Below are 25,346 nucleotides of genomic sequence, written 5' to 3'. Positions count from 1 at the left end.
TTAAAAAGCGTCAAAAATTGATGGTAGATTTGGGGCTACTACAAAATCAACACTTTATTTTATCAATACTTTTTTAGTCAACACACCCATATCTGTTTTTAGTTTTACAATGTAGGTGCCAGAATGGATAGGTGCCATTTTATACTCACTATAATTTTTATTGGTTTGCGTTTCAAATTTATAGATGGACTGTCCTAATATGTTGAATACTTCGGTGTATTCAATGTTTTTAATTTCAGGATTATGGATTACGATACTTTTGTTTTCATTTGAGAAATAGACTTGGATAGAGGTGTTTTCAAACACTTTAGTGCTTAATGCAGCCGCATTGGAAAATGTCATTTCAAAGCGATTTAAATACGTTCCTGCATTCAAATAGACTTCATAACCATTTTGTTTTAAATCGTGGTAAATGTTCAGTTCTTTATCGTGTAACAGGACATTCAGATTATTGGATATGTTTTCCAGAGCATCAATTTTTATTTGCACCAATCCTGTTTGCATTGTTTTTAGTCCCAATGGTAATTTTTGGTCTACGCTAAAATTATCAACGCCTTGTATCACGAACTTTTTGTCCGCAAACACCCAGAACATATCTTCTTGATTGTCTTCAATAAGTGGTGCATCATAACCTATATCAAAACCATTGGAAGCATTTTCATCAACACCCGCTAAAATTAAGCGATGGTATCCTTTAGGGGAATCAAATTTAAGTCTGATTTTTGCTCTGGTGTCCGAATTTGTTTGCACCGATTTAGACTGTGATGTTGTTGCTTTTAAAAATCCGGAAGTACCAATAAAAGTACGCTGACTATTTTTAAAGGTTATAGCGCCTCCAGCATCTCCTACTACAAAAAAACCTTGACCCACTGGAATATAGCGTCCTGGTAGGTTGGTACCCTCTGCTCCACTGGCAAAATTTCTGGTATTGTTTGAAATAGCAGGCAGTGCGCCTGTTAATGTATAGGTGGCATAACCACCGTTGTATCCAGTTATGGAATGTGTATTGTTCGCAAAATGATCCCAGAAATATAAAGTGCCATTGATAATGTTGGTGGCGGCTCTACCCCCAAAATTGCTAATGTTGTCTAGAATAAATTCGTTTGCATCAAGTGTTGAAGGGTATGGGTTCCCTATTAGATAATCGTTTTTTGCCATAAGAGGTAAAACGATATCGCCATTATTGGGTTTCCCATAAAACGTATAGTTTTGGGTTGAGGTATAGGACGTAGTGGAGCTTTCCACCCCTTTCATGGTAAACCCTTGACCAGCGCTTATAGTTCCTGTTCGTCTTATATGTTGCCAAGTGTAAGTGCTGTTACTTACATTATTGGCATATTTCCATATCCAATAGTCTGCAATGGCTATATTGGTGCCGTTTATAGTGCCATTATAACCAGCATTTAAAAAAGTAATGTTATTAGGTGTAGTAGGAATTGTGCCGTTTTTTAGAATGTTATCGATTAGTTTATAACTATTGTTGTTGCTGGTGGTATTGCTTAGGCCCACGGGGGAACACCAATATTTATAGGTGTACAAATCTTTCGTGCCTTTTTGGTCGCGTTCTAATTTGCCCGCACTGGCCACATCCAAAATGCTGTTTTCAGTTTGGATGAGCTGTGATTCATCATCCAAATCGATCAAGCCATCAAGTTTTAAATACCAACTGTTGTATAAACCTTTGTTGCCTTCAATAGAAAATTCTTTCCCTGAATTAACAATTAACCCCACCATACCTTGTGTGTTATACGAACCGTTTAGGTTTATGTTGTGCTTTAGATGAATAATGGAAGCTTCATTAGGATTGTCTTTTTTGGTTGTAATGTCCCATTCGTTACCATGTAACCAATTCGTGGCATCAGTCCAATTTCCATCGGCGTTAGTTATGTAAGGTAATGGCGCTTTTTGAAAATGAATGGTCTTAAAGTTATACATTTTTGCACCCGAAATTTGGTCAATGGCGATTGTTTTTTTATCGTCTAAAATATCATCTTTATACCCATCCATTTTATAATATTTAACCAAATGGGTGCCGATAGACCCTGAAATGTCCATAGGAACAATTTTGCCTCGGTTAAAATTATAGGCTTCATCCAGTTCTTGGTACACCATTTTTTTAATGTCATCAGCGGATAAAGCAGCATCAAAAACCCTAATTTCATCTATGTCACCCTTAAAATAATAATCATTGATTATGGCTCTGCCAATCATAAAATTTGAAGTACTTGTAACACCTCCAGAAGTACCACTGGCTTCTTCCACACCATTGATGTATAAAACGGTGCTTTTAGAAGTGGTGCTTACTGCTATATGCATCCAAATACCCAAAGGAGCTTTACTGGTAGACGTTAAACTAACACCTTCGGCAATAGCGGAAATGGTATTATCGGTATTGATCCTGATATAAAAATCACTTTGACCCGCAATAATTCTTTGGTTTGAATGTGTATTTGCACCATCAGATTTTATAAACGCCATTAAAGTAGCGCTTCCAGAGCTTATAATAGTGGTGTCTTCAACGTAGTCATTCCGTCCATCAAAGTACAAACTATAACTTTGGTCCAGATTTCTGGGAGAACCAAAAACCGTGTCATCACCATCGCGCGATGCCATAATACCATCGCCGTCTAAATCTATTTTGCTATCCAAAACGCCTGCTGTGTGCGGTAAGTTTGAATAAATTTCTATAGTGTCAATATCGTAAATTGAGGTTAAATCGTTATAAGGATCTCTATAGTCTGGGATGCCATCACCATCGGAATCCTTCGTATATAAAGGGCCTGTACCTTGGCTATGGTTTCCATAAGAATCTGCGTAGTTGTTATTTCCTTGATGGAAATCAAAAATATCCAAAATACCGTCTCCATAGCCCTCAATAATTCCATCGCCATCAACATCTTTTTTCCTAAAAGTTTCAGATTCCGGACCATCACCCACGCCATTGCCTGTAATGTCGCCATCCCCATTTTGGAAGGTAGCATCGTTGGAGTTTATCACACCAGATTCATCCACATCAAATAAACCATCGTTATCGCTGTCTAAATCCAAATAATCAGGAATGCCATCGCCATCGGTATCTATAGCTAAAATAGATTCCAAGCTATCCAGCATGCCATTGCCATTTAAATCCATCCAATTGGAAACGTCTGTTAAGGTAGCCTTTCCTTCACTTAAACCAGCACTGGTAGGGTTGCCTTCTACCACATCTGGGATGCCATCATTATCAGAATCCAGATCAAAAATATCAGCAACACCATCACCGTCCCTATCGCACAAGGTTTGTCTTATTTCCATATCATCCATGGCAAAATCATTTCCATCGCCATCAGGTGCGTTATTGACGAGTTGCAAAACGAATCCAGTTTCTGTGGTTGAAAATTGTTGTGTAAACTGTTGCCATTGTGATGTTTCGCAAGTATTGTAATTGGTATCCGCTGCATGTGGATAAGTTCCCGTATGGTCATCAGGCGAAAAAGTATCGCCACATCTGGTAATATCTCCCGTATTAAAAGTTGCAAGTAACCTCCTTTTATCCAGTGAATAAATATTTATGTTAATATTTGGTAAAATTCTATGGGTAAATAAACTGGCATTCCCTCCATTTTCATCAGTGATAAAATGGGTATCAGGTGCATCGATATTAATTGCCCAGAAACTATATGCAATAGGCACATTTGGCAGTGTTCCTTTAATTTGGGTTTCATAGAAAACAGTAGGCGCAGCATCTGCATTAAAAATAGCCATTCTCCCATTGGTATCATTGGGCGTATGGTCCTCAATATTCGCCCACACATCCGAAATCAAAACGTTACCGATGTTGGTACTTATGGTATTTCCAGAGCCAAAAGTTTCATTAAAAAATTTATAGTTTACAGGGGGTCCAGACAACAAGAGGCAATTGTTTTCTTCTATAAAATCCGGGATGCCATCATTGTCATCATCCATATCCACATAATCGTAAACCCCATCGCCATCACTATCAAAAAATAATGGACTAGCTTCTGCATTCAAATTTATTTGGGACGATTTTTCCTGAATTTCATTTGAAATTAGTGTTGATCCCTGTATTTCTTTTTTGGGAGACACATATTCTTGTGAAAAAGTATCATACGGAAGAGAGAGGCATACTATATAGATACAGATTCTGAATGAAACAGCAATCTCTTTCATGAAAGGTTAAATTTAGCTTGGGACTAATTATTTTATCGTTCAAATGTAATATAAAAATCCATGAAACGCAAAAATAATCGATTAAGTGTATTTTTTAATGTAATTTGAAGAACTGATAATAAAATTTTTTGATTTTGAAGCACAAAGTTTAAATGCGAAAGTTTTATGAAGAAGGTGGGTATTTAGATTTTAAATACCGTTCCATGTGGAAGAACATTAAATAACTTTCACTTTAGGAAATGATGAAAATGGCTCATATTATTAAAATATATAATATTGTTGACCCCTCTGCCTAAAGGCATCTCCCCTTGAAAAAAGGGGAGAAATTGAACATGTCGAATTAGTTAGGGTTTCCTCAGAAAGTCAATTTGTAACAAAAAACTATTTTTCAGATTTTTCAATATGCCCATATACGCATTTTAAGCCATTTTAATGATACTTTTATCAAATGCAGTGTTTCCCGGATTGCGGAAATTTTATTTTATTCCCAAAAAAACTGTTACGAAATACTGAAAATTTGCATAAAGAGGCAAATAACCTTGCATTAAAAAGCATCTGAAATCGTTTAAAACCCACTGTAAATAGGCTATTCAGAGAGTCTGAGGAGACCCTAGTTAATGATTTGAGCCTAATTAAATTTTAGTCATGTACTTTAACATTTCACAGTAAACCAAGACTAAATGCATGTGCGTAATCAAAAGAAATTATAGGGTAGTTTTGTTGTAAAATTTACTACTGTTCATTACAATAGTGGTTACTTAATTGAGTTTTTTTAGAGTTCTCTAACCCAAATATTTCTATAACTTACAGCGTCACCATGGTCTTGAAGCATTATTGGGGCTTTTCCATGAGGTACATTTTTAGGCCAACCTATATACTCTGTAGTACCTTTTATTTCATAATGATCTAAAATCAAAATACCATTATGCAATAAGGTAATATATGCAGATTTCGTTTTTTCTCCATCTGTATCAAACTTTGGTGTATGATAAATAATATCGTAAGTGTTCCATTTACCTGTTGGATATGAAGCTTTTGCCAAAGGAATCGATTGCTTGTAAATAGAACCTACCTGACCATTAGCATAAGTGTCATTATCATTATTATCGAGGACCTGAACTTCATATCTACCTTGAAGAAACACACCACTGTTACCGCGTTGTTGGCCAATTCCTTCATCGTCTTCTGGAGACTTCCATTCAATATGAAGCTGAACATTTCCAAAATTTCTTTTGGTTTGAATATTGCCAGTTTTACCCTTAACCGTCATGCTCCCATCTTTATTCAATATCCATTTGACACTGCTGGAGTCTTTAATTGAAACCCATTCATTAAAGTTTTTTCCGTTAAACAACACAATGGCATCACTTGGTGGTTCATTGTTATTACCTGGAATAACTGTTGGCGGAATTGGTTCCCAAACCTCTGTCGCTTCTGGTTTGGTTGGCTCTTCCGTTATTGATTCAACTGCTTCTTTTTTTTGCCCTAAACAAGACATAAAAACAAACCCTGACAAAAGACAAATAATTAATTTTTTCATAGTATTATAAACCTAAAATTTTCTTTAAATGCGCTTTATCAATGCTCCCGCCTGCAAAATCATCAAAACTTCTTTCGGCTGCTTCAATAATATGGTTTTGAATAAAAGGCGCACCTTCTCTTGCGCCTTGTTCAGAGGATTTTATGCAACATTCCCATTCCATGACTGCCCAAACATCACATCCATATTTGGTTAATTTTGAAAAAATACCTTTAAAATCTACTTGTCCGTCACCCAAAGAACGAAAACGTCCTGCACGGTCTTTCCAATCGCTAAAACCACCATAAACACCTTGTTTTCCTGTTGGATTAAATTCGGCATCTTTAACGTGAAATGCTTTAATACGTTCGTGATAATAATCGATAAACGTCAAATAATCCAATTGCTGAAGTACAAAATGGCTTGGATCATAAAGAATATTAGCACGTGTATGATTGTTTGTAGCTTCTAAAAAGCGTTCGAACGTAACCCCATCATGTAAATCTTCCCCAGGATGCAATTCATAACATATATCCACCCCATGTTCGTCAAAATGATTTAAAATGGGCAGCCAACGATTTGCCAATTCTTCAAAACCTAATTCCACTAATCCATTTGGTCTTTGTGGCCAAGGATACACCGTGTGCCACAATAAGGCGCCTGAAAACGATGCGTGCGATTTTAAGCCCAATCTGCCACTAACTGTGCCACATTTTTTCACAAAATCAATGGCCCATTCGGTTCTGGCTTTCGGATTGCCTCGTACTGCTTCCGGTGCAAACCCATCAAACATCGTGTCGTATGCTGGGTGAACCGCTACCAATTGCCCTTGTAAATGGGTTGATAGTTCGGTTATTTCCAACCCATAAGAATTTACTTTTCCTTTTAACTCATCACAATAGGTATTACTTTTCGCAGCTTTTTCAATATCAATCAAATTAGGTTCCCAAGTTGGTATTTGAATCCCTTTATAGCCTAAATCGGCAGCCCATTTGCACATCCCATCCAAACTATTAAATGGTGCTTCACTTCCTGCAAACTGCGCTAAAAATACTGCTGGTCCTTTTATTGTTTTCATTCCCCACCTAACCTCCCCGAAAGGGAGGGATTTGTTAATTGTTAATTTTCCCCACCTAACCTCCCCGAATGGGAGGAACTGGGCACGTTGATTTTTATTTTTTTATATTTAAAATTCAAATAATTACTTTTTGAACTTTGTCCAAGCTGCATTATTTTTATCACTTTCGACGGATGCATAAATAAATTGCATTCCACGAACACCATCTTTAGCGGTTGGGTAATCAGGTTTGTCTATTTTTTTTCCATCAAGAACCGCCATTAAATGCGTTGCGAAATTTTTATATATGGTTGCAAAAGCTTCTAAATAACCTTCAGGATGTCCTGCGGGAATACGCGATACGCTCAATGCTTCATCATACAGATTGTTTCCATTAGGTGTGTATATTTTTACCGGAGCATCCAACCAATGTGTTATTAATTGATTTGGGTTTTCCTGATGCCATTCCATACTGCCTTTTGTTCCGTAAACTTTAATGGCTAAATTATTCTCTTCCCCTAATGCTATTTGAGAAAAGGACATCGTGCCTTTGGCACCATTTTCCATTCTTATTAGAATATTGCCATCATCATCTAAAACACGTCCTTCGCCAAATCTACCTAAGTCGGCAGCCAATTCATCAATTTTTAAACCTGTAATATATTCAACCAAATTTTCGGCATGCGTGCCAATATCACCTAATGCGCCACCTATTCCTGAAATCTTGGGGTCAACCCTCCAAGAAGCTTGTTTTTGACCCGTTTTCTCGAGGGATGTTGATAACCATCCTTGTAAATATTGTACTTGTATTTTTCTAATGGTTCCCAAATCGCCTTTAGCTACCATTGCTTTAGCTTGCTTTACCAATGGGTAACCTGTATAATTATGGGTTAGTGCGAATAGTTTTCCGCTTTTTGCAATTATTTTTTCCAACTCGATGGCTTCATCTAAAGTCAAGGTCATGGGTTTATCGCATACCACATGAAACCCGTTTTCCAAAGCCATTTTTGCTGGCGGAAAGTGCATGTGGTTGGGCGTTACAATCGACACGAAATCCATTCGTTCACTTTCCGGAAGTTGTTTTTCTTTTAAAATCATGTCTTCAAAAGTTCCGTAGCATCTTTCTTCAGGGAGAAATAATGCTTTTCCTGATGCGATCGATTTTTCTGCACTGCTACTAAACGCACCACAGACCAATTCTATCATACCATCAATTGCCGCCGCTTTTCTGTGTACGTCTCCAATGAACGACCCCGTGCCGCCACCAACCATTCCCATTCTTAATTTTCTTGCCATAGTTAAGCTTGTTCAGTTTTACTTCTTTTCTTCATATAAATATTCAACCCTAAAAAGGCGATTATAAGTATAGCGGGTAAAATAGACATGGTTCTCAACGCCTCAGCTGCACTGGCGTTATCCATTAAATTTCCCATAACCGGTAACACCAATGATACCGAAAACATACCAGCACCACCCATAATGGATAAGCCTAAAGCACCGGTTTCCGGTAAATATTCTGCTACAAAACCCAACATGGTTGGCCAAAAGAACGTAACACCCATGGCGAAAACAGCAGCGGCAGCAAATACCATACCGCCAGTTGTAACAGTTAATAGCCACAGACCAATAAAGGTGAATATGGCTGAATACAACAACATGCCCGCCGGTTTTAATTTATGAACCACTGGACCCGCAAACAGTCTGCCCAATGCCATAATACCGTTAATAAATGCCAAAACTAATAGGGGTATGGTACCAGATTCTTTTAAAAGCGATTCAATACGTTGTGTGGTTCCCAATTCGGAAGCTGCGGTTAAAAACATAAAAAATACCATAAATAAGAATAATGGTTTGCCTATACTTGAAAACATTTTACTGTTGCTTATGCCCATTTGGACACGCTCGGTAACTGGGAATTTTTGACCATAAAATAACGCGCCATAAATAATTAAAGGTATAAATAAGGTGGCTACCATAATTTGCCAGCTAAGTCCTATAACATCCATTATAAGCCAGCCTACAAGAGCCCCAATTACGATACCCCCAGGAAACCATACATGGAACCGATTGAGCATTTTCGTTTTTTCATTGGTGTACATGGATGCGATCATGGGATTTAAAGCAGCTTCAACCATACCATTTCCAATGCCGACAAATAAAGTAGCTAAGAACAACGACGTCATGGAATCTGCCATAATGGTCCACACAATTCCTATGGCATGCGTTATAAAAGCAATCCAAGTTATTTTTTTAATTCCGATAAAATCCACCAAAGGCCCTCCAAAAACCATAGCGAGCGTAAAACCAAAAAATGCCGGCGTAAATGCGTACCCAATTTGTTCCAGTGTCAAACCAACGCCTTCTGGACCAAAAACGGTTTCCAGTCTTGCCCTAATGGCAAAGGTCATGGCAGTCGTAATTAAGGCAAGGCAACTCGCCAGAAAGAGTCTGTTCTTATTGATGTTTTCCATGTTTTAAAAAATATTTAGATTGGTTGGTTACTTAATGATTCATGATAGTTGTTTCCCGACTTTAATCAATAAATCCCTGGTTAATTCGATACCTTTGTCTTCTGAAACTTCATTTCCTTCATATTCAACACCAACAAATCCCGTGTAACCGGATTCCTTTACCATTTTCATTATTCTGTAATAATCCAAAAGGGTGTCATTACCTTTCTCATCGAAATTGTATGATTTTGCACTTACGGCTTTCGCAAAAGGCAATAATTCTTTTATGCCCACATATCTATCATATTCCTCAATACAACCTTTTTCTTCGTTTTTTTCTATGCAGAAATTTCCAAAGTCTGGCAACGTACCGCAATTATCATTTTTTATTTGCGAAAACACTTGGGTCATCCATTTTCCGTTTGAAGAAAACCCACCATGATTTTCAACCAATACATTAATATTAGAGCCTTTTGCATACTCTGAAAGGGTGTTTAATGAATCTACACTAGCTTTAACAGCATCCTCTTTATCGGTGCCCCCCGCTAAATTTACCCGAATGGCATGACACCCTAAAAAATGTGCTGCTTCAATCCATTTGTAATGATTTTCAATGGCTTTTAGTCTTTCTTTTGTATTGGAATTTGCAAGAGTTCCTTCACCATCAATCATAATCAATACGTTTTTTTGCCCTTCAGAATTTGCTCTGGTGTTCATTTCTTTTAGATAAGACATATCTTCAGCTTTATCCTTAAAAAAAGCATTCACATATTCCAAACCTTCAAAACCAAAACTTCTGGCTTTTGCAGCAAAATCCAAATGGTCCATTTTATTGTCAAATAGCGTGCGGTGTAAAGACCATTGTGCAAGCGACATTTTAAAAAACAAAGAAGTATCTTCATTTTTAGGAAGAGCCATAGCAGCATCGTTTTTTTTGGCAGTATTTTTACAAGCAACTATACCGAGTACCGATAAAGCAGCACCTGCACCAATAGTTTTAGTAACAAAATCTCTTCGTTTCATGTGTTTATATTATTTGTTTTTTAATTGTCACATGGTGCTTCCATATAATCATTCCTTTGTGTATCAAAATTTAGTAATGGAAGTTTCATGTGGTTTATATTTATTGTTTTTTATTGGTCACATGGTGCTTCCATATAATTATTCCATTGGTTTTAGAGAATTCATTATGGAAGTTTCATGACTTTAAATTTATTTTAAATATTGCACGTAGTAGTATCATGTGAAAATAGGATATAATATTTTAACTACTGTGTATTATTATTCAGTGAAAGATTTTAAACAAATTTAAGACCTTCATATTTTATTGTTATTAGGCAAATTGAAAGTTTTCGATAGCATATTTCAATCTATATTGGTTGGGTGAACACTTTTCATGTTTTTTGAACACAGTTGCGAAATATTGACTCGTTGTGAAACCACACATGTAAGCAATTTGGGCAATAGATAATTCTTCTTCATCCTTTAAAATCTCTTTAGACATTTCTAAACGTTTCATGGTTAAATAGCGCATGGGTGTTAAGTTTGTTAGCTGTTTGCAGTGGTGTGTAAATCGTGTTAAGCCAACGCCAGCAGATTGCGCCATGAGTTCGATGGTCCAATTTTCGGAAAGATTTTTTTCAAGTTCGTTTAAAAAGAATTTAACGCTTCTGGAACTATCGGTAAGCGATTCGTTCAGCACCATATCATCCGTATTCAATAAATCGAGCAATAAAACCAATAAGTAGTTTATTAGTAATCTTATTTTTGAGGCATTGCTACCTTTTTCATCCGTGTCTATGGCTTTGCTAATTTTCGAAAAACAATCTCTCACACTTTGATTGGTTTTTAAAATGGACTTTTCGTTTTGCCTTAAAATAGCAGTAAGGCGCTCTAAATCATTGTTGGTTAAGGTTATCCAATCGGGCCAAACCCAATTTTGATGTGGTCTGCGAACTTCCAAATCAATAATAACCCAATAGAATTTACCCATGCCAATATATGGATTCCCCACTTTATGGGCTTCCCAAGGGCGTGTTATGGTTAAGTGGTTGGGCGTTAAAATGGCCTCTTTGTTTTCTTGCAAATAAGGCATGGATCCAGATTCTAAAAAATGGAATTCCAGTCCCTCGTTTCTGTGCCAATCCAAACCCCAATCTTGTGGCTCGTTGGCATCCCAATATCCAATGCTATTAAGTCCAAGTGTGTTTTCGTCGAGCCTATCACCAGGATATGTATGTCTTGCAAGTGCTTTGAATTTTACTTTATTTCTTTTAACGGCATCAATTAATGGCAAGCAGGTGTCCGCATGATAGACAACTCCGTCCGCTTTATAAGGCTGAATTTCTTGTGTATTTATTTTCACTGAAATAATTTGAACATGAATATCTTGCAAATTAGTTATTTTTCCAATAATTAGAAATTTAATTATTATTTTCTTTATTTTTATGAATTGGGATTATCAAATTAGTAGAATCCTCTTTCATTTAATCTTTTACTATAATTAAAATAAGCATAAAAACGATAATGAGTGAAGAAGTGATAACAGAATACCCAACTCCATATGATGCCATTGTTATTGGCACTGGAATAAGTGGAGGTTGGGCAGCAAAGGAGCTTTGTGAAAATGGTTTAAAAACATTAGTACTCGATAGAGGCCGAATGGTAAAGCATATAGAAGATTACCCAACGATGCATGATGATGAATGGGATTTAAAGCATAGAGGAGAACAAAGTGAAGCAGAGTTAGCGAACCAACAGAAACAAAATAGATTATGGGGAGGTGGACTGACAAAACCGGAAAACAGGCATTGGTTTGTTGACGATTTAAAACATCCTTATAACGAAATCAAACGTTTTGATTGGTTGCGTGGGTATCATGTTGGTGGTCGTTCGATCATGTGGGGAAGACAATCTTACAGGTTGAGTGATTTGGATTTTGAAGCAAATAAGAATGATGGATACGGTGTAGATTGGCCCATTCGTTACAACGACATTGCACCGTGGTATGATAAAGTAGAGGAATTTATTGGGGTATCTGGGCAAAATTTAGGACTTCCCCATTTACCAGACGGAAAACTATCCGAACCAATGGAGCTAAACTGTGTTGAAAAAGATTTTCAAAAAATCTTGGATGAAAAATTTGATGATGATAGATTGTTAACTATTGGACGCGTTGCCAATAAAACTGGAAACGCTATGCACGAGGGGCGCTCTAACTGTCAATACAGAAATAGATGTGTACGTGGATGCCCGTTTGGAGGATATTTTAGTAGTAATTCATCAACCTTACCAGCAGCCGAACGAACAGGGAATATGCATTTACGCCCCGATTCCATTGCTTATGAAATTGTTTACGATGAAAATACTAAACAAGCTGCCGGCGTAAAAGTTATTGATGCCAATACAAAAGAAAAATTCTTTTTTAAAGCTTCCATTGTATTTTGCTGTGCTTCTACAGTTGCCACAGCCAGTGTTTTAATGCAATCAAAATCTAAACGTTTTCCAAATGGATTGGGAAATGATAGTGGTGAATTAGGACACAACCTTATGGATCATCACTATGGTGTTGGTGCTTCTGCAGAGGTAGATGGTTATGATGAGAAGTATTATAAAGGACGTCGCCCCAACGGATTTTACATTCCACGCTTTAGAAATTTAGGAGACAAAAAAACAGAAACAAAAGATTTTATTAGAGGCTACGGTTATCAAGGAGGAGCTAGCAGAACCAATTGGCGTGCGGCAGTTTCAGAATTGAGTTATGGCAAGGATTTGAAAGAAGAATTATTAAAACCAGGGCCATGGCATATTGGTATGGGTGGTTTTGGTGAATGTTTGCCTTACCATGAAAATAAGGTAACTCTAAACTATGATATTCTAGATGATTGGGGATTACCAACTTTGGATTTTGATGCAGAATTTAAAGAAAATGAAATAAAAATGCGCGAAGACATTATGAATCAAGCGGTCGCTATGTTAAAAGCCGCTGGATATAAAAATGTAAAAGGTCATAATGGTAATGCATCACCTGGTGCATGTATCCACGAAATGGGAACTGCTAGAATGGGGCGAGACCCAAAAACTTCCGTTTTAAACGAACATAACCAAGTGCATGCTGTACCTAATGTATATGTTACGGATGGTGCTTGTATGACGTCTTCGGCATGCCAAAACCCATCATTGACTTATATGGCTTTAACGGCTAGAGCTGCTAATCATGCGGCTGCCGAGTTTAAAAAAAATAAAACGAGTTCATTATGAATAGAAGAGATGCATTAAAAAACTTGACCATGGGTTTAGGCTACACTGTGGCGGCTCCTACCATTTTCAATATGCTTGCTTCTTGTACTGCGGAAACCGAAAACTGGAATCCCATGTTTTTATCAATTGATGAAAAGTACATGGTCACACATTTAATAGACATTATATTACCAAAAACAGATACTCCCGGAGCGTTGGATTTAAACGTGCCACAATTTTTGGATATGATGTATTTTGAGATTGAAAATAAAGTGAATCAAGATTTGTTTAAAAACGGTGCCACACTATTTGCTGAAAAATTTGCTTCAACTTATAATCCTATTATTTTGGAAGGTAAGAAATCTGATTTCGAAAAATTATTATCGTCTTATTTTACCATGCCTGAGGAAGTGGTAGATTTAGTGCTTCAAGAACAAAAATTAAGACCAGAACAAGTAAATGAAGATGCGCTTGAACGTTACACGATGTATAAATTTTTACTTTCAGTCAGGTATTATGCCATGTTTGGATATTGTACCTCTGAAAAAGTAGGGGAGGAAATTTTAGCTTACGACCCCATTCCCGGTGTTTATTCAGCTTGTATTACTGTTGAAGAAGCTACAGGTGGAAAAGCATGGTCGTTATAAATAAAAAACAATCGAATAATATGAATGAAATGTATGATGCCATAGTTATTGGTACTGGCATTAGCGGTGGGTGGGCTGCCAAAGAATTGTGTGAAAAAGGACTTAAAACACTAGTTCTGGAACGCGGACGTATGGTAAAACATATTGAAGATTATCCAACAATGCAAGTTGATCCTTGGGATCCAGAATTAAGAGGTGAAAATACTGTTGAAGAACAAGAAAAACAATTAAAACAGGGCCGTACTGGTTATACCACTACTCGCGAGAGCAAACATTGGTTTGTAAACGATTTAAAGCACCCTTATAACGAAACCAAACGTTTCGATTGGATGCGAGGTTATCATGTAGGTGGTCGCTCCATAACTTGGGGCAGACAAAGCTATAGGTTAAGCAATTTGGATTTTGAGGCTAATAAAAAAGATGGACATGGCGTCGATTGGCCCATTCGTTATGAAGATCTTTCACCATGGTACGATTACGTAGAAAGTTATATTGGAGTAAGTGGAGAAGTATTAGGACTCCCTCAATTGCCTGACGGTATATTTAGCCCACCTATGGAGCTTAATTGTGTTGAGCAATACCTGAAAGAACAAATGGCAAAAAACCAAGGCAGGGTTTTGACTATTGGTCGGGTTGCCCATATAACAGGTAATGCGTCGCACGATGGTCGTAGTAACTGCCAATATAGAAATAGGTGCATTCGCGGTTGTCCTTTTGGAGGTTATTTTAGTAGTAATTCGGCAACCTTACCTGCCGCAGAACGCACCGGAAACATGAACCTAAGACCTAATTCCATCGCCCATGAAATTATTTATGATGATGCCACTAAAAAAGCGACCGGTGTTAAAGTGATTGATTCAGAAACTAAAGAGACCCATATTTTTAACGCTAAAATTATATTTTGTTGTGCATCTACTATTGCTTCCGCTTCTATATTAATGCAATCAAAGTCTGAAAGATTTCCAAATGGTTTAGGAAATGATTCTGGCGAATTGGGACATAATATTATGGATCATCATCTTGGGGCTGGCGCATCAGGGCGATTGGATAAATTTAATGACAAGTATTACACGGGCAGAAGGCCAAATGGTGTTTATGTTCCAAGATTTAGGAATTTAGGAGATAATGATAGCAAGAAAAAAGAATTTTTAAGAGGTTTTGGTTATCAAGGTGGTGCTGGTAGAGGCGGTATTTCTGAGCATGTTGCAGAACTTGGCTATGGCGAAGAATTTAAGCAAAAAATGTTGGAACCTGGCGAATGGAGAATGGGGCTTGGTGGTTTTGGAGAGTGTTTACCTTATCACGAAAATAAGATGACCTTAGATTATGAAAAATTAGATGAATGGGGATTACCTACCGTAACTTTTGATGCCGAATGGAAAGAAAACGAACTAAGCATGCGAAAAGACATGATTCAACAAGCTGTTGAAATGTTAGAATCTGCAGGGTTTACAGAAATTGAAACTTTTGACAACCTAGCAGCTCCTGGTATTGGAATCCATGAAATGGGAACAGCACGCATGGGCAGAAACCCTAAAACATCTGTTTTAAATGCCAACAATCAAATTCATACGGTTACGAATGTATATGTTACAGATGGTGCTTGTATGACGTCATCGGGCTGTCAAAACCCGTCACTCACCTATATGGCTTTAACCGCCAGAGCAGTTGACCATGCTGTTCAAGAATTTAAAAAAATGAACACATGAAACTTCCATATCTAGCTTTCGATATACATAGGAATGACTATGTGGAAATCCCGATAGCTATCGGGATGACCGAAAAAAAACAATAAATACAAACACATGAAAAGAAGAAGCGTATTAAAAGGATTAGGCTTATCTCTAGGTTATGCAGTTGCCACACCAAGTGTTTTAAGCTTATTTCAAAGTTGTAAAACAGAACCAGAAGTTTGGGTGCCACAACTTTTATCTTTTGAAGAAGGTGTTTTGGTGAAAAACTTAATAGATATCATGCTTCCAAAAACAGAAGATACACCTGGGGCATTAGATGTTAATGTTCCTGAATTTCTAGACTTGTTTGCTTCCAAAGTGTATAATCAGGAACAAACTTCAGAATTTTTAAATGGTATAAGCTGTATCATGGAAGAGTTACCAATAACAGATTTAGGTGTTTCCGCTTTAAAAAAAGAAGATTATCAGGGGTTGCTAAACCATTATTTAAGAATCAAAAAAGAACAACGTGAAATCTATTTAGAAGAAGAAAATACGGTTTTCATTGCCCTAACTAATTTAAGGGATTTTGCGGTATGGGCTTATAAAACAAGTGAGCACATAGGGAAAAACATTTTAGTTTATGACCCCATTCCGGGTCGTCAACAAGGCTGTGTTTCTTTAGAAGAAGCTACTGGTGGAAGAGCATGGTCTTTATAAAAAAAAAACAAAATTAAATAAACTAAACTATGATAATATTAAAGAAATTATTCTTGAATGCATTGTGTTTATTACTATTGCTAAATTGTAAGAGCACTGAAAATAAAGCTGAATCATCTGCTATTGTTAAAGAAAATTGGGTGAAATTATTCAACGGTAAAGATTTAAATGATTGGATTATAAAAATTAAAGGACACCCCGTTGGGGAAAATTACAAAAACACTTTTGTTGTTGAAGATGGTGTTATGAAAGTTAATTATGATGCCTATGATGCTTTTGATGATTCTTTCGGACATATCTATTACAAAAAAGCCTTTTCAAATTATAAATTTAGAATGCAATACCGTTTTACGGGCGATCAAATTAAGGGTGGTGCTGGTTGGGCTACAAGAAATAGCGGGGTTATGATTCATTGTGAAGACCCTAAAAATATTGGATTGAATCAAAACTTTCCAGTATCCATAGAAGTGCAACTTTTAGGTGGATTGAGCAATGGTGAAGAGCGTTCAACGGGAAATTTATGTACCCCGGGCACCCATGTAACCATTGATAATGTATTGATTACCGACCATTGTATAACATCAACATCTCCAACATATAATGGCGACCAATGGGTTAATGTAGAGATTGAAGTTCGGAATGATTCCATTATCAAACATTTCATTAATGGTAAAAATGTAATGACTTATAACAAACCAATTATTGGTGGACCCGTGGACTATAATGAAGATTACTGGAAAGCCAAGGAAGGGACGCCATTAAAAAGCGGCTACATTTCTCTTCAAAGTGAAAGTCACCCGGTTGAGTTTAAAAACATTGAAATCCTTGAATTATAATAATTGATCAGTCCACAACAAACTTTCCTTTCATCATGGCGTAATGCCCAGGAAAACTGCATAAAAAATCATATTCGCCAACTTCAGGTGCATCAAATTCTATCACAGTGGTTTCGCCACCACCAATTAGTTTGGTATGTGCTATAATATCATTGGAGGCATCTTTAGGAATATATTCTGTAGCTGGAGCAGTTGCAGCTTTATTTCCAAAAGCAGTTAAGCTTGTACCTTGTTTAAGCAATACAAAGTTATGTCCCATCACGTTCTTGTCCATTTTTCCAACGTGTATTAAGGTAAGTTTTACCTTTTTACCAGCTTTCACTCTAATTTCGGTTTTGTTAAACTGCATAGCATCATTTCCTGTTAAAACTACATTATCAACAGAGTCGTCTATTTTGCTTGAATAATCTGAGGTCTTTTCATAAGTAAAACCGTCTTTGTTTTTTCCTTCCTTTTTATTTCCGCAGCCAACGGCTTCAAATAATATAAATAATAATAGCACTACATATTTAATGGATTTCATAGCGATAAAGTTCATTGGTGGGTTCAACTAACTTATTGTAACAAAAATAACAAAACAAAATAAGAAAAAATATTTTTTAACGATGTTCAATTTTGTGCGTTGAAATATATTGAACATAGCCGTTATACATTTTACATTTATTTGATGTTAATTTGTAAAAAAACAAGATTGGTGAAAGATATCATTAATACATACGACAAAGCTTCCTTAATTGATGATATTAAAATAGTGCCTTTTGATGTTAGTAAACGCTATACCAAACCACACAGGCACAACAAATATTTAGAAATTATTTATTTTACAAAGGGAGAAGGGTTCCATCATGTAGATTCAATAAGTTACCAGATAAAACCCTATATATTTTTTGTGGTAAATAAAGAAGAAGTACACAATTGGGAAATCAATACCCTTCCAAAAGGTTACGTCATTATCATTAAGGAAAGGTTCCTAGATAAAACACTGGATAAGTATATCAATATTCAATTAAACAAGTTAAGAACACTACAAAAAATTGAATTACCAAATAAGGACGCCTCCATTAACGCATTGTTTAAGGTGTTGTGCAAAGAAATGGAACAGCCTAAACCACAAGCAGAATTTGTAGAAGGCGTTTTAAAAGCGCTTTTGGTTAAAATGATGAATTATTCCTATGAAAACACATCAAATGATAATGCTGGTAAGATTACAGGTTTTATGGAATTATTAATTGAAAAACCTAGAAACAACGTAGCTTTTTATGCCAATGCTTTAAGTCTATCATCTCAAAACTTAAATCAATTATGCAGAAAACAGTTTAACAGAACAGCGTCACAAATTATTGCCATTGAAGTTCTTAAGGAAGTAAAAAGATTAATTCTATTCACGGATAATTCCATAAGCGAAATAGCTTTTAAATTGGATTTTAAAGATGTGTCCCATTTTGTCAAGTACTTTAAGCGACATACCGGATACACCCCTTTGCAGTTTAAAAAGCGTCACTAAATATACCTTACACTTTTCAAAAAGACCATAAAATAGTGTCTTTTAAAAGTATATTTGCACCAAATTAAATATTTTTAAAGTTTATCAATATGAAGTTCACTAAATTACTTGCAGTTGTCTTTTTATTTGTTTCACAGTTAACTATGGGACAAATCACGGGGAAAATTCAAGATACTGCCGATAATTATCCTTTGGAATACGCCACGGCAGCCCTTTACAATCAGGATGATAAATCATTGGTAACAGGTGTTATCACGAACATTGAAGGTGTTTTTGTGATTGAAAATATTAAAAACGGCCGCTATTACTTGGAGGCATCTTTTGTGGGTTATACAACTAAAACCATTCAAAATATAGAAATTTCCAGAAGCAATAGGAAAGTAGATTTGGGCACTATTAATTTGGTTTTGGGCAATCCATTGAACGAGGTTGAGATCCGGGCGGAACGTTCTACAGTCATCAATAAAATAGACAGACAAGTATTCGATTCTAAAAATTTCCAAAGTAGCCAAGGCGGAAATGCCACCGATGTTATTAAAAACCTACCTTCGGTGACGGTTGACGGTCTAGGCGATATAAGCGTTAGAGGAAGCAAGGGCTTTACGGTTTTAATCAACGGAAAACCAACGCAAGGCGATGCCAATGCCATTTTAGCGCAATTACCGGCCAATGCGTTGGAAAAAGTGGAGATTATTACGGCACCATCAGCTAAATACGATCCCGAAGGAAAAGGCGGTATTCTAAATATAATCACTAAAAAAGGTGCTGCCAACGGTACTTTTACACAAGTAAGTGTACGTGGCGGATTTCCATCCATTGAACCTTATGGTACCCAAGTGCCAGCACAACGCTATGGAGCAGATGCTACCATTAATTATAAAACCGATACATGGAACCTGTCCTTTGGAACGAGCTACCAGCGCAATGATAAAACGGGTAGAAGGGAAGGCGAACTGTTTATTATAAACGAAGCAGAAAACAAGCAAACCTTTTTGCCATCGGATGGTGAACGAAGCTTTGACGATGTGAACTACAACGGGCGCTTTACGGTAGATTTCACACCAAACGAAAACGATGAATTTTCATTGGGTTTTTTTGCTGGAAAGCACACGGTTGATAGGTTAGCAGATATTACCTATTTTGATAACTATGCTGTTTCGCCTATTGGAAGCACTAATAGGTTGTACACCTTTTCATATTACAACCATAACTTAAGAACCCGTAAAGGCGATTTTGTTTTGGGTAGTTTTGATTACGGGCATGCGTTTAAAGATAAGTCCAAACTGTCAACTTCATTTTTATATGAATACACTTTTTTAGGTGGACCGACCTATAACGACAATGTGGATACACCTGCATACAACGTTATTTATCAGCAAGAATTCAATACCAATAATAATCCGTTATATGGAATCCGTTACAATTTAGATTATAAATGGAAACCGTTTTCATTCGGCACCATAGAGACTGGTTATCAATTTAGAAATTTAGACCATGAAGGTGACTTTGTTTATGAGCGCGATGGAGTTGTGGTGCCAGAGTTTTCGAGTAATATAGAATTAAAAAGGGTTATACATTCCGGTTATGCGCAATTAACGGGTGCAAAAAACAAATGGGATTATGCTGCGGGTGTACGTTTGGAATCTATGGATAGAACGTACACCGAATTTTTGGTCAGTGAAACTGCACCTAACGAATATAAATATGATTTTGTAAAGTTGTTCCCTTCGGCATCTTTACAATATACGGTTAACGACGACACAAAAATTAAAACAGCTTACAGTAAAAGGGTAGAACGTACCACCACTTTTAAAATGAACAGTTTTGCCGAACGTGAGCATTCAGAGGTTTTTGAACAAGGCGATAACCGTTTGTTGCCAGAGTTTATAGATTTGGTGGAGTTGGGCATTACAAAACAATTCAACGCCAACAGTTCTTTATATGCCACGGCATATTTCAGACATGTGGATAATGCCATAAACCGAGTAAATACATTAGCTTATGAGAGTAATGGTGCTGTGATCGACAGTATTTTAAACCGCGTATATTCCAATGTGGGGAAAAGCAATGCCTTTGGTTTAGAACTTGGCAGCCAATTTAGAGCTACCAAAAACTGGAGTAACTTTATTGGTGCCAACATTTATAACTACGCCATTGATGGTGTTTTTGTGTTCAGACATCGCGATGGTATTACCAGAAATTACGATGTAAACAGCAGCAATACCATCTATTCTTTTAATGTGAATTCCACCTATTCCTTTTGGAAAAACGCGACGTTGCAATTTACTTTTAATTATCTATCGGAGGCCAATACGGCACAAGGAGAAGATTCAAGGTTTTATTCACCGAACTTAACCTTGAAAAAATCGTTTTTAGACAGTCGTTTAACGGCTGCCCTACAATGGCAAAACATCGATATGGGATTATTGAACAGTAACGAACAAAGCATTGTGACCTCAAGACCGGGCGAATTTTATACCTATACCAATTATGTGTACGAAGTGGATGCGGTGACGCTAAACCTAACATATACCTTTAATAAGGTTAAAAACAAATCGAAGTTTATTGAAAGTGAATTTGGTAAACGGGAGTTTTAAGCAGCTTTTTTTCGTAAAAGAACTTTGTTTTTTGCACACAATTTTCGCAAAACAGTTTCCATCAAGCCCATTTTGTAAATGGACTAAGAGAATTCTAAGAAACTAAAACCGTCTTCTCTGTCCAGAGAATTCCATGGCTTCTCCTTTTCCAAAGCCATAACTTAAACCTAAGGTTATAAATCTGCCACGTGCACTTGTTCTGCTTAGAAAGAAATTGGGCTGCGTTGTGGAGGATATAAATCTTCTGGAAGCAAAAACATCTTGAACACTTAGGTTTATAATTGCTTTTCCTTTAAAAACTTTTTTACGTATTCCAGCATCGGCATAAATTTCTTCACCTCGTTTTTCTAAAACAGCTTGAAACGGAGAGCGGTAGTTTCCTGTAACTTCAAAATCAATTCCTGCAGGGAGTTTAAACTTGGAGTTTATTTTTGAAGACCAAAGCTCTCCTTTAAAATCAAAGGAATTGCCTTGAAAACTTCCTTTGCGGTTAAAGAAATTAAAGTTGGCGTCGGCAGTAACAGTAGCCCATTTAGCAGGAGAGTATTTGCTGTTAAGCTCTAAACCCGTAGTGTTGTTGGTGCCAACATTCATGGGCATCCGTGTGCTGATATTATTCGTATAGGTGAATATTTCTTCAATAACATCGGTAGTGTAGCGGTAGTAAGCCCCAAAATTCAACGATACTTCCCCCAACTTCATAATACTTGTTAATTCATAGGAATCCGTAAATTCTGGTTGTAAATTTGGGTTTCCCCTAGAGATATTGAAATTATCGCGAATGATGGAAAAAGGATTCAAATCCCTAAGCCCAGGTCGCTGTATTCTTTTGGAATATCCCGTTTGAAGCGACAATGCTTCTGAAATTTTATATGAAGCATGGACACTGGGAAACAGATTGGAATAATTTTGACTTGTTTTTTCATCGGTGATTTCAAGCAAGGTTTTTAAATCGGTTTGCTCAAGTCGGAAACCTAATTTCAAACCCCATGTATCGCCTTCATAACTGGTGGTTCCATAAAGCCCGATAACGTTTTGTTTGTAATCGAAAACATTGGTTAAATTGGGGTCGCTCACCCAATCGCCATTTATTAAATCCTGAACTTCATAATCATTGAACACATCTTGGATAACATATTGTGCGCCTGTCTCTAAAGTGTATTTTTCTGAAAACGGACGGGTATAATCCAATTTGAAGGTGTATTCAACACGTCCAAAATCTGTTAGGTTTTTTTCTTCACTATCTTCTTGATTCATTCCTAGAGCTACTGTATCTATAAAATCGGATTTTGAATCTTTACTAAAAGAAGAACCCATGGCGGAAAACAATAAATCGTGGTCTTTATGGTCTTCAAAGTCCTTTTTGTATTGAAGTTCATATTGCCATTTCGGGTTGTCTGCCAATGTTAATTCTGTTCGGGCCCACTGGTCCGTTACATCATCATTACCATCAAAACGGCTGTAATTGTTGGTTCCTGGGGTATCTTCCTTTTCAAAAGCATAATTGACGGATAGGGTAATGACATTGTTTTTATTCAGAAAAAAATCAGAGCCGAGAAGAAAATTATAAAACTTTTCATGCATCTCGCTGTACCCATCATTTTTTAATATGGTATTGTTGGAAATATCTTGGTTTATGGTTTCGTAGTCATTTGGAAATGTTCTTTTTCCCAATCCTATCTGACTAAAAATATTAAGGTTTTCCGTTCTCCGATTGATGCTCAACCCAAAACTTTGTGTGTCCGGAGATCCAATATTAAGCGAAACCGAACCGTTCAATCCCTTTTTTTGGTCTTTCTTTAAAATGATATTTAAAATTCCCGAAGTCCCCTCAGCATCATATTTAGCAGAAGGATTGGTAATCACTTCTATCTTTTCAATCATTTCCGCAGTAATGGTGCCCAGTGCATTATTGCCATCGCCACTAGCAAGTACCGAAGGTTTGCCATTAATCAATATTTGAACACCTTGACTGCCCCTTAAGCTAATTTTGCCTTCAATATCAACATTCACAGAAGGCACATTATTTAAAACTTCCAATGCGCTCGCACCAGAAGATGCCAAATCGCTTCCCACATTAAAAATCCGTTTGTCCAATTTGAATTCGGTAGTCGATTTTTCGGCAATTATAGTAACTTCAGAAAGACTTTCTAAATCAGGTTCCAAATAAATGGTTTTTAAATCTATAAGAGCATCCGTTTTGGAAGGTTTGTTAAAAATGCTTTTTTTATAGCCTATAAAACTGACCTCAATGTAAAAATTAGTGGCCGTTGTTACTAATGAAAAGTTGCCATTAATATCCGTAGTAGTGCCTTTTATGGGTTTAAGGGTAGTGTTATCTGCAACTAAAACCGTAGCATACTCAATGGGTTGGTTGGTTTCTTTGTCCAGTAATTTTCCTTTAATTTCAATTTCTTTAATGGATTGGGCACTAAGTGTCAATAAAGAATTTAAAAAGAAACATATTAAGAATAGAAAGTGATGGTTGCGATTTTTCAAAAACATGCTTATAGATTGAAAAACAAATATATAGGTTTGCTTTGATAAATTGTGTTAAATGCATGTCTTAGGAAAGAAACTTGTTTTGAGGAAACAGGTGTTTTTATTAATCTTTATTATTAAATTACTGAAATAAAAAATGAGTCCATAACAATCTATTAGGTGGATTTTAAAAATCATTTTTTTTTGACTTTTATGTAAAAGAAAACCCGTTGGTTTTTTCAGTATAGGCACTATCTGCATACGGTTCTTGATCTTCATCGGTTCCGTCCAACAGGTCATCGTTGGGCTGCGAGTCGTATGCCGAGGCGCTCGTTGCAACAAATGGGTTGATGAATTTGCTTTTTGTGTCCACTTTTGCGTGGTTTTAGATTATTAAGTTCCTAAAAGCGATTGCCCTGACATCTCCAAAATCAACATCTCTAAATTTCATTAATTCAATTATCTTTGCAGTTCTTAAAACAGAAGCATGCGCATCGATATCATAACCGTTTTACCAGAATTACTTAAAAGTCCGTTTGAAGCCTCTATTTTAAAACGTGCCATTGAGGCTAATTTGGTAGAAGTCCATTTTCATAATCTACGTGATCATACATCTGATAATTACAAATCCATTGACGATACGCAGTTTGGTGGTGGCGCTGGTATGGTCATGATGATTGAGCCCATCGATAAGTGTATTTCCAGCTTAAAAGCAGCACGTAACTACGATGAGATAATCTACATGACCCCGGATGGGGAGACCTTAAAACAAGGTATTGCCAACCAATTATCGCTTAAAGAAAATATTATTATTTTATGTGGCCATTATAAAGGTGTAGACCAAAGGGTACGCGATAACTACATGACCCGAGAAATTTCCATTGGCGATTATGTGCTGTCTGGTGGCGAATTGGCTGCCGCTGTACTATGTGATGCCATTATAAGGTTAATACCTGGCGTATTGGGAAATGAGACTTCTGCCCTAACCGATTCGTTTCAGGATAATTTGTTGGCACCCCCTATTTATACTAAACCCAGAGAATACAAAGGATTAAAAGTTCCTGAACTATTATTTAGCGGCAACTTTCCTGAAATTGAAAAATGGCGTGAAGAACAAGCCTATTTGCGTACCAAAGCACTCAGACCGGATTTGTTGAAGGATTAATTTCATTCCGAAGACAATGAAGTAATCAGCTTATTTTATTCCAAATATTTTTAACAAACGCTTTTACCAGGTAGGAACGCATCTATTCTTTTTTTGCAGATTCCTTTTCCAAAGCTATTGAACAGGACTATTCGAATGGCCATTTCTTATGATTCATACGAATCAAGGGTTAAAATATTGTAACTATTCAGCCGAGTGAAAATTGGAGTGCGCGCTTGCCTTAGGGGCGCTAGCCCTGTAGTCTTAGTAGTAACAAAATGAGCCATGATGATGAATTAGGGGCTTTGG

At 36.7% G+C, this 25,346-nt stretch carries 18 protein-coding genes; 8 read left to right on the top strand and 10 right to left on the bottom strand.

Annotated features, from left to right (window positions below; all coding sequences use genetic code 11):
• Window positions 1-54: 54 nt before the first annotated feature.
• The 7 genes from ACU1LP_RS09410 to ACU1LP_RS09380 all read right to left on the bottom strand — a co-directional run bounded on the left by ACU1LP_RS09410 (window position 55) and on the right by ACU1LP_RS09380 (window position 11,591).
• Window positions 55-4,170 (bottom strand): LamG-like jellyroll fold domain-containing protein, encoded by a 4,116-nt coding sequence (locus ACU1LP_RS09410; protein ID WP_445736143.1) that lies wholly within the window; start codon window positions 4,168-4,170, stop codon window positions 55-57.
• A gap of 772 nt (window positions 4,171-4,942) precedes the next feature.
• On the bottom strand, window positions 4,943-5,710 hold the full coding sequence (locus ACU1LP_RS09405) for a 3-keto-disaccharide hydrolase (protein ID WP_445736142.1): 768 nt from the start codon (window positions 5,708-5,710) through the stop codon (window positions 4,943-4,945).
• Window positions 5,711-5,714: 4 nt separating this feature from the next.
• On the bottom strand, window positions 5,715-6,767 hold the full coding sequence (locus tag ACU1LP_RS09400) for a sugar phosphate isomerase/epimerase family protein (RefSeq protein WP_445736141.1): 1,053 nt from the start codon (window positions 6,765-6,767) through the stop codon (window positions 5,715-5,717).
• 123 nt (window positions 6,768-6,890) lie between these two features.
• Window positions 6,891-8,042 (bottom strand): Gfo/Idh/MocA family protein, encoded by a 1,152-nt coding sequence (locus ACU1LP_RS09395; protein ID WP_445736140.1) that lies wholly within the window; start codon window positions 8,040-8,042, stop codon window positions 6,891-6,893.
• A 2-nt stretch (window positions 8,043-8,044) separates the two neighbouring features.
• Window positions 8,045-9,217, bottom strand: a complete 1,173-nt coding sequence (locus ACU1LP_RS09390) for an MFS transporter (protein ID WP_445734400.1) — start codon at window positions 9,215-9,217, stop codon at window positions 8,045-8,047.
• A 39-nt stretch (window positions 9,218-9,256) separates the two neighbouring features.
• Window positions 9,257-10,219 carry a sugar phosphate isomerase/epimerase family protein gene (locus ACU1LP_RS09385; RefSeq protein WP_445734401.1) on the bottom strand — a complete coding sequence of 321 codons (963 nt, stop codon included), beginning with the start codon at window positions 10,217-10,219 and terminating at the stop codon, window positions 9,257-9,259.
• A gap of 310 nt (window positions 10,220-10,529) precedes the next feature.
• Window positions 10,530-11,591 (bottom strand): helix-turn-helix transcriptional regulator, encoded by a 1,062-nt coding sequence (locus tag ACU1LP_RS09380; RefSeq protein ID WP_445734402.1) that lies wholly within the window; start codon window positions 11,589-11,591, stop codon window positions 10,530-10,532.
• A 131-nt stretch (window positions 11,592-11,722) separates the two neighbouring features.
• Here ACU1LP_RS09380 and ACU1LP_RS09375 point away from each other — a divergent pair, with 131 nt between their 5' ends.
• The 5 genes from ACU1LP_RS09375 to ACU1LP_RS09355 all read left to right on the top strand — a co-directional run bounded on the left by ACU1LP_RS09375 (window position 11,723) and on the right by ACU1LP_RS09355 (window position 17,311).
• Entirely contained in the window at window positions 11,723-13,456 is a 1,734-nt protein-coding gene (locus tag ACU1LP_RS09375; RefSeq protein WP_445734403.1) for a GMC oxidoreductase, read from the top strand.
• The gene (locus ACU1LP_RS09370) at window positions 13,453-14,082 is read left to right on the top strand and encodes a gluconate 2-dehydrogenase subunit 3 family protein (RefSeq protein ID WP_445732702.1); all 630 of its coding nucleotides are present in this window, start codon (window positions 13,453-13,455) and stop codon (window positions 14,080-14,082) included. The genes ACU1LP_RS09375 and ACU1LP_RS09370 overlap by 4 nt, the downstream gene beginning before the upstream one ends.
• Window positions 14,070-15,791 (top strand): GMC oxidoreductase, encoded by a 1,722-nt coding sequence (locus ACU1LP_RS09365; protein ID WP_445736139.1) that lies wholly within the window; start codon window positions 14,070-14,072, stop codon window positions 15,789-15,791. The genes ACU1LP_RS09370 and ACU1LP_RS09365 overlap by 13 nt, the downstream gene beginning before the upstream one ends.
• A 96-nt stretch (window positions 15,792-15,887) precedes the next feature.
• Complete coding sequence (locus ACU1LP_RS09360) at window positions 15,888-16,475, top strand: gluconate 2-dehydrogenase subunit 3 family protein (protein WP_445732700.1); 588 nt, start codon at window positions 15,888-15,890, stop codon at window positions 16,473-16,475.
• Between the two features lie 29 nt (window positions 16,476-16,504).
• Entirely contained in the window at window positions 16,505-17,311 is an 807-nt protein-coding gene (locus ACU1LP_RS09355) for a 3-keto-disaccharide hydrolase (protein ID WP_445736138.1), read from the top strand.
• 7 nt (window positions 17,312-17,318) lie between these two features.
• On the opposite strand, the gene azu is transcribed toward ACU1LP_RS09355, so the two are convergent.
• Complete coding sequence (azu, locus tag ACU1LP_RS09350) at window positions 17,319-17,834, bottom strand: azurin (protein ID WP_445736137.1); 516 nt, start codon at window positions 17,832-17,834, stop codon at window positions 17,319-17,321.
• Between the two features lie 171 nt (window positions 17,835-18,005).
• Here azu and ACU1LP_RS09345 point away from each other — a divergent pair, with 171 nt between their 5' ends.
• The gene (locus ACU1LP_RS09345; protein ID WP_445736136.1) at window positions 18,006-18,815 is read left to right on the top strand and encodes an AraC family transcriptional regulator; all 810 of its coding nucleotides are present in this window, start codon (window positions 18,006-18,008) and stop codon (window positions 18,813-18,815) included.
• A 143-nt stretch (window positions 18,816-18,958) separates the two neighbouring features.
• Window positions 18,959-21,412: an outer membrane beta-barrel protein gene (locus tag ACU1LP_RS09340; protein ID WP_445736135.1), complete on the top strand. Its 2,454-nt coding sequence runs from the start codon at window positions 18,959-18,961 to the stop codon at window positions 21,410-21,412.
• 102 nt (window positions 21,413-21,514) lie between these two features.
• Here ACU1LP_RS09340 and ACU1LP_RS09335 read toward each other — a convergent pair whose 3' ends face one another.
• Both ACU1LP_RS09335 and ACU1LP_RS09330 read right to left on the bottom strand, forming a co-directional pair.
• Entirely contained in the window at window positions 21,515-23,854 is a 2,340-nt protein-coding gene (locus ACU1LP_RS09335; RefSeq protein ID WP_445736134.1) for a TonB-dependent receptor domain-containing protein, read from the bottom strand.
• Between the two features lie 250 nt (window positions 23,855-24,104).
• Complete coding sequence (locus ACU1LP_RS09330; RefSeq protein WP_445732731.1) at window positions 24,105-24,266, bottom strand: hypothetical protein; 162 nt, start codon at window positions 24,264-24,266, stop codon at window positions 24,105-24,107.
• A 114-nt stretch (window positions 24,267-24,380) separates the two neighbouring features.
• Between ACU1LP_RS09330 and trmD the strand changes: the two genes are divergently transcribed.
• Window positions 24,381-25,058, top strand: coding sequence for a tRNA (guanosine(37)-N1)-methyltransferase TrmD (trmD, locus tag ACU1LP_RS09325; RefSeq protein ID WP_445736133.1), 678 nt, complete (start codon window positions 24,381-24,383; stop codon window positions 25,056-25,058).
• The last annotated feature ends 288 nt before the right edge of the window (window positions 25,059-25,346 follow it).

The sequence above is a fragment of the Mariniflexile sp. genome (assembly GCF_052728615.1).
This window is presented reverse-complemented; position numbering and strand designations above follow the sequence as displayed.

Coding starts and splice junctions, on each gene's coding strand:
- ACU1LP_RS09375 (WP_445734403.1), top strand. CDS start 11,723: ATGAGTGAAGAAGTGATAACAGAATACCCAACTCCATATGATGCCATT.
- ACU1LP_RS09410 (WP_445736143.1), bottom strand. CDS start 4,170: ATGAAAGAGATTGCTGTTTCATTCAGAATCTGTATCTATATAGTATGC.
- azu (WP_445736137.1), bottom strand. CDS start 17,834: ATGAAATCCATTAAATATGTAGTGCTATTATTATTTATATTATTTGAA.
- ACU1LP_RS09365 (WP_445736139.1), top strand. CDS start 14,070: ATGGTCGTTATAAATAAAAAACAATCGAATAATATGAATGAAATGTAT.
- ACU1LP_RS09405 (WP_445736142.1), bottom strand. CDS start 5,710: ATGAAAAAATTAATTATTTGTCTTTTGTCAGGGTTTGTTTTTATGTCT.
- ACU1LP_RS09355 (WP_445736138.1), top strand. CDS start 16,505: ATGATAATATTAAAGAAATTATTCTTGAATGCATTGTGTTTATTACTA.
- ACU1LP_RS09370 (WP_445732702.1), top strand. CDS start 13,453: ATGAATAGAAGAGATGCATTAAAAAACTTGACCATGGGTTTAGGCTAC.
- ACU1LP_RS09385 (WP_445734401.1), bottom strand. CDS start 10,219: ATGAAACGAAGAGATTTTGTTACTAAAACTATTGGTGCAGGTGCTGCT.
- trmD (WP_445736133.1), top strand. CDS start 24,381: ATGCGCATCGATATCATAACCGTTTTACCAGAATTACTTAAAAGTCCG.
- ACU1LP_RS09395 (WP_445736140.1), bottom strand. CDS start 8,042: ATGGCAAGAAAATTAAGAATGGGAATGGTTGGTGGCGGCACGGGGTCG.
- ACU1LP_RS09390 (WP_445734400.1), bottom strand. CDS start 9,217: ATGGAAAACATCAATAAGAACAGACTCTTTCTGGCGAGTTGCCTTGCC.
- ACU1LP_RS09400 (WP_445736141.1), bottom strand. CDS start 6,767: ATGAAAACAATAAAAGGACCAGCAGTATTTTTAGCGCAGTTTGCAGGA.
- ACU1LP_RS09340 (WP_445736135.1), top strand. CDS start 18,959: ATGGGACAAATCACGGGGAAAATTCAAGATACTGCCGATAATTATCCT.
- ACU1LP_RS09360 (WP_445732700.1), top strand. CDS start 15,888: ATGAAAAGAAGAAGCGTATTAAAAGGATTAGGCTTATCTCTAGGTTAT.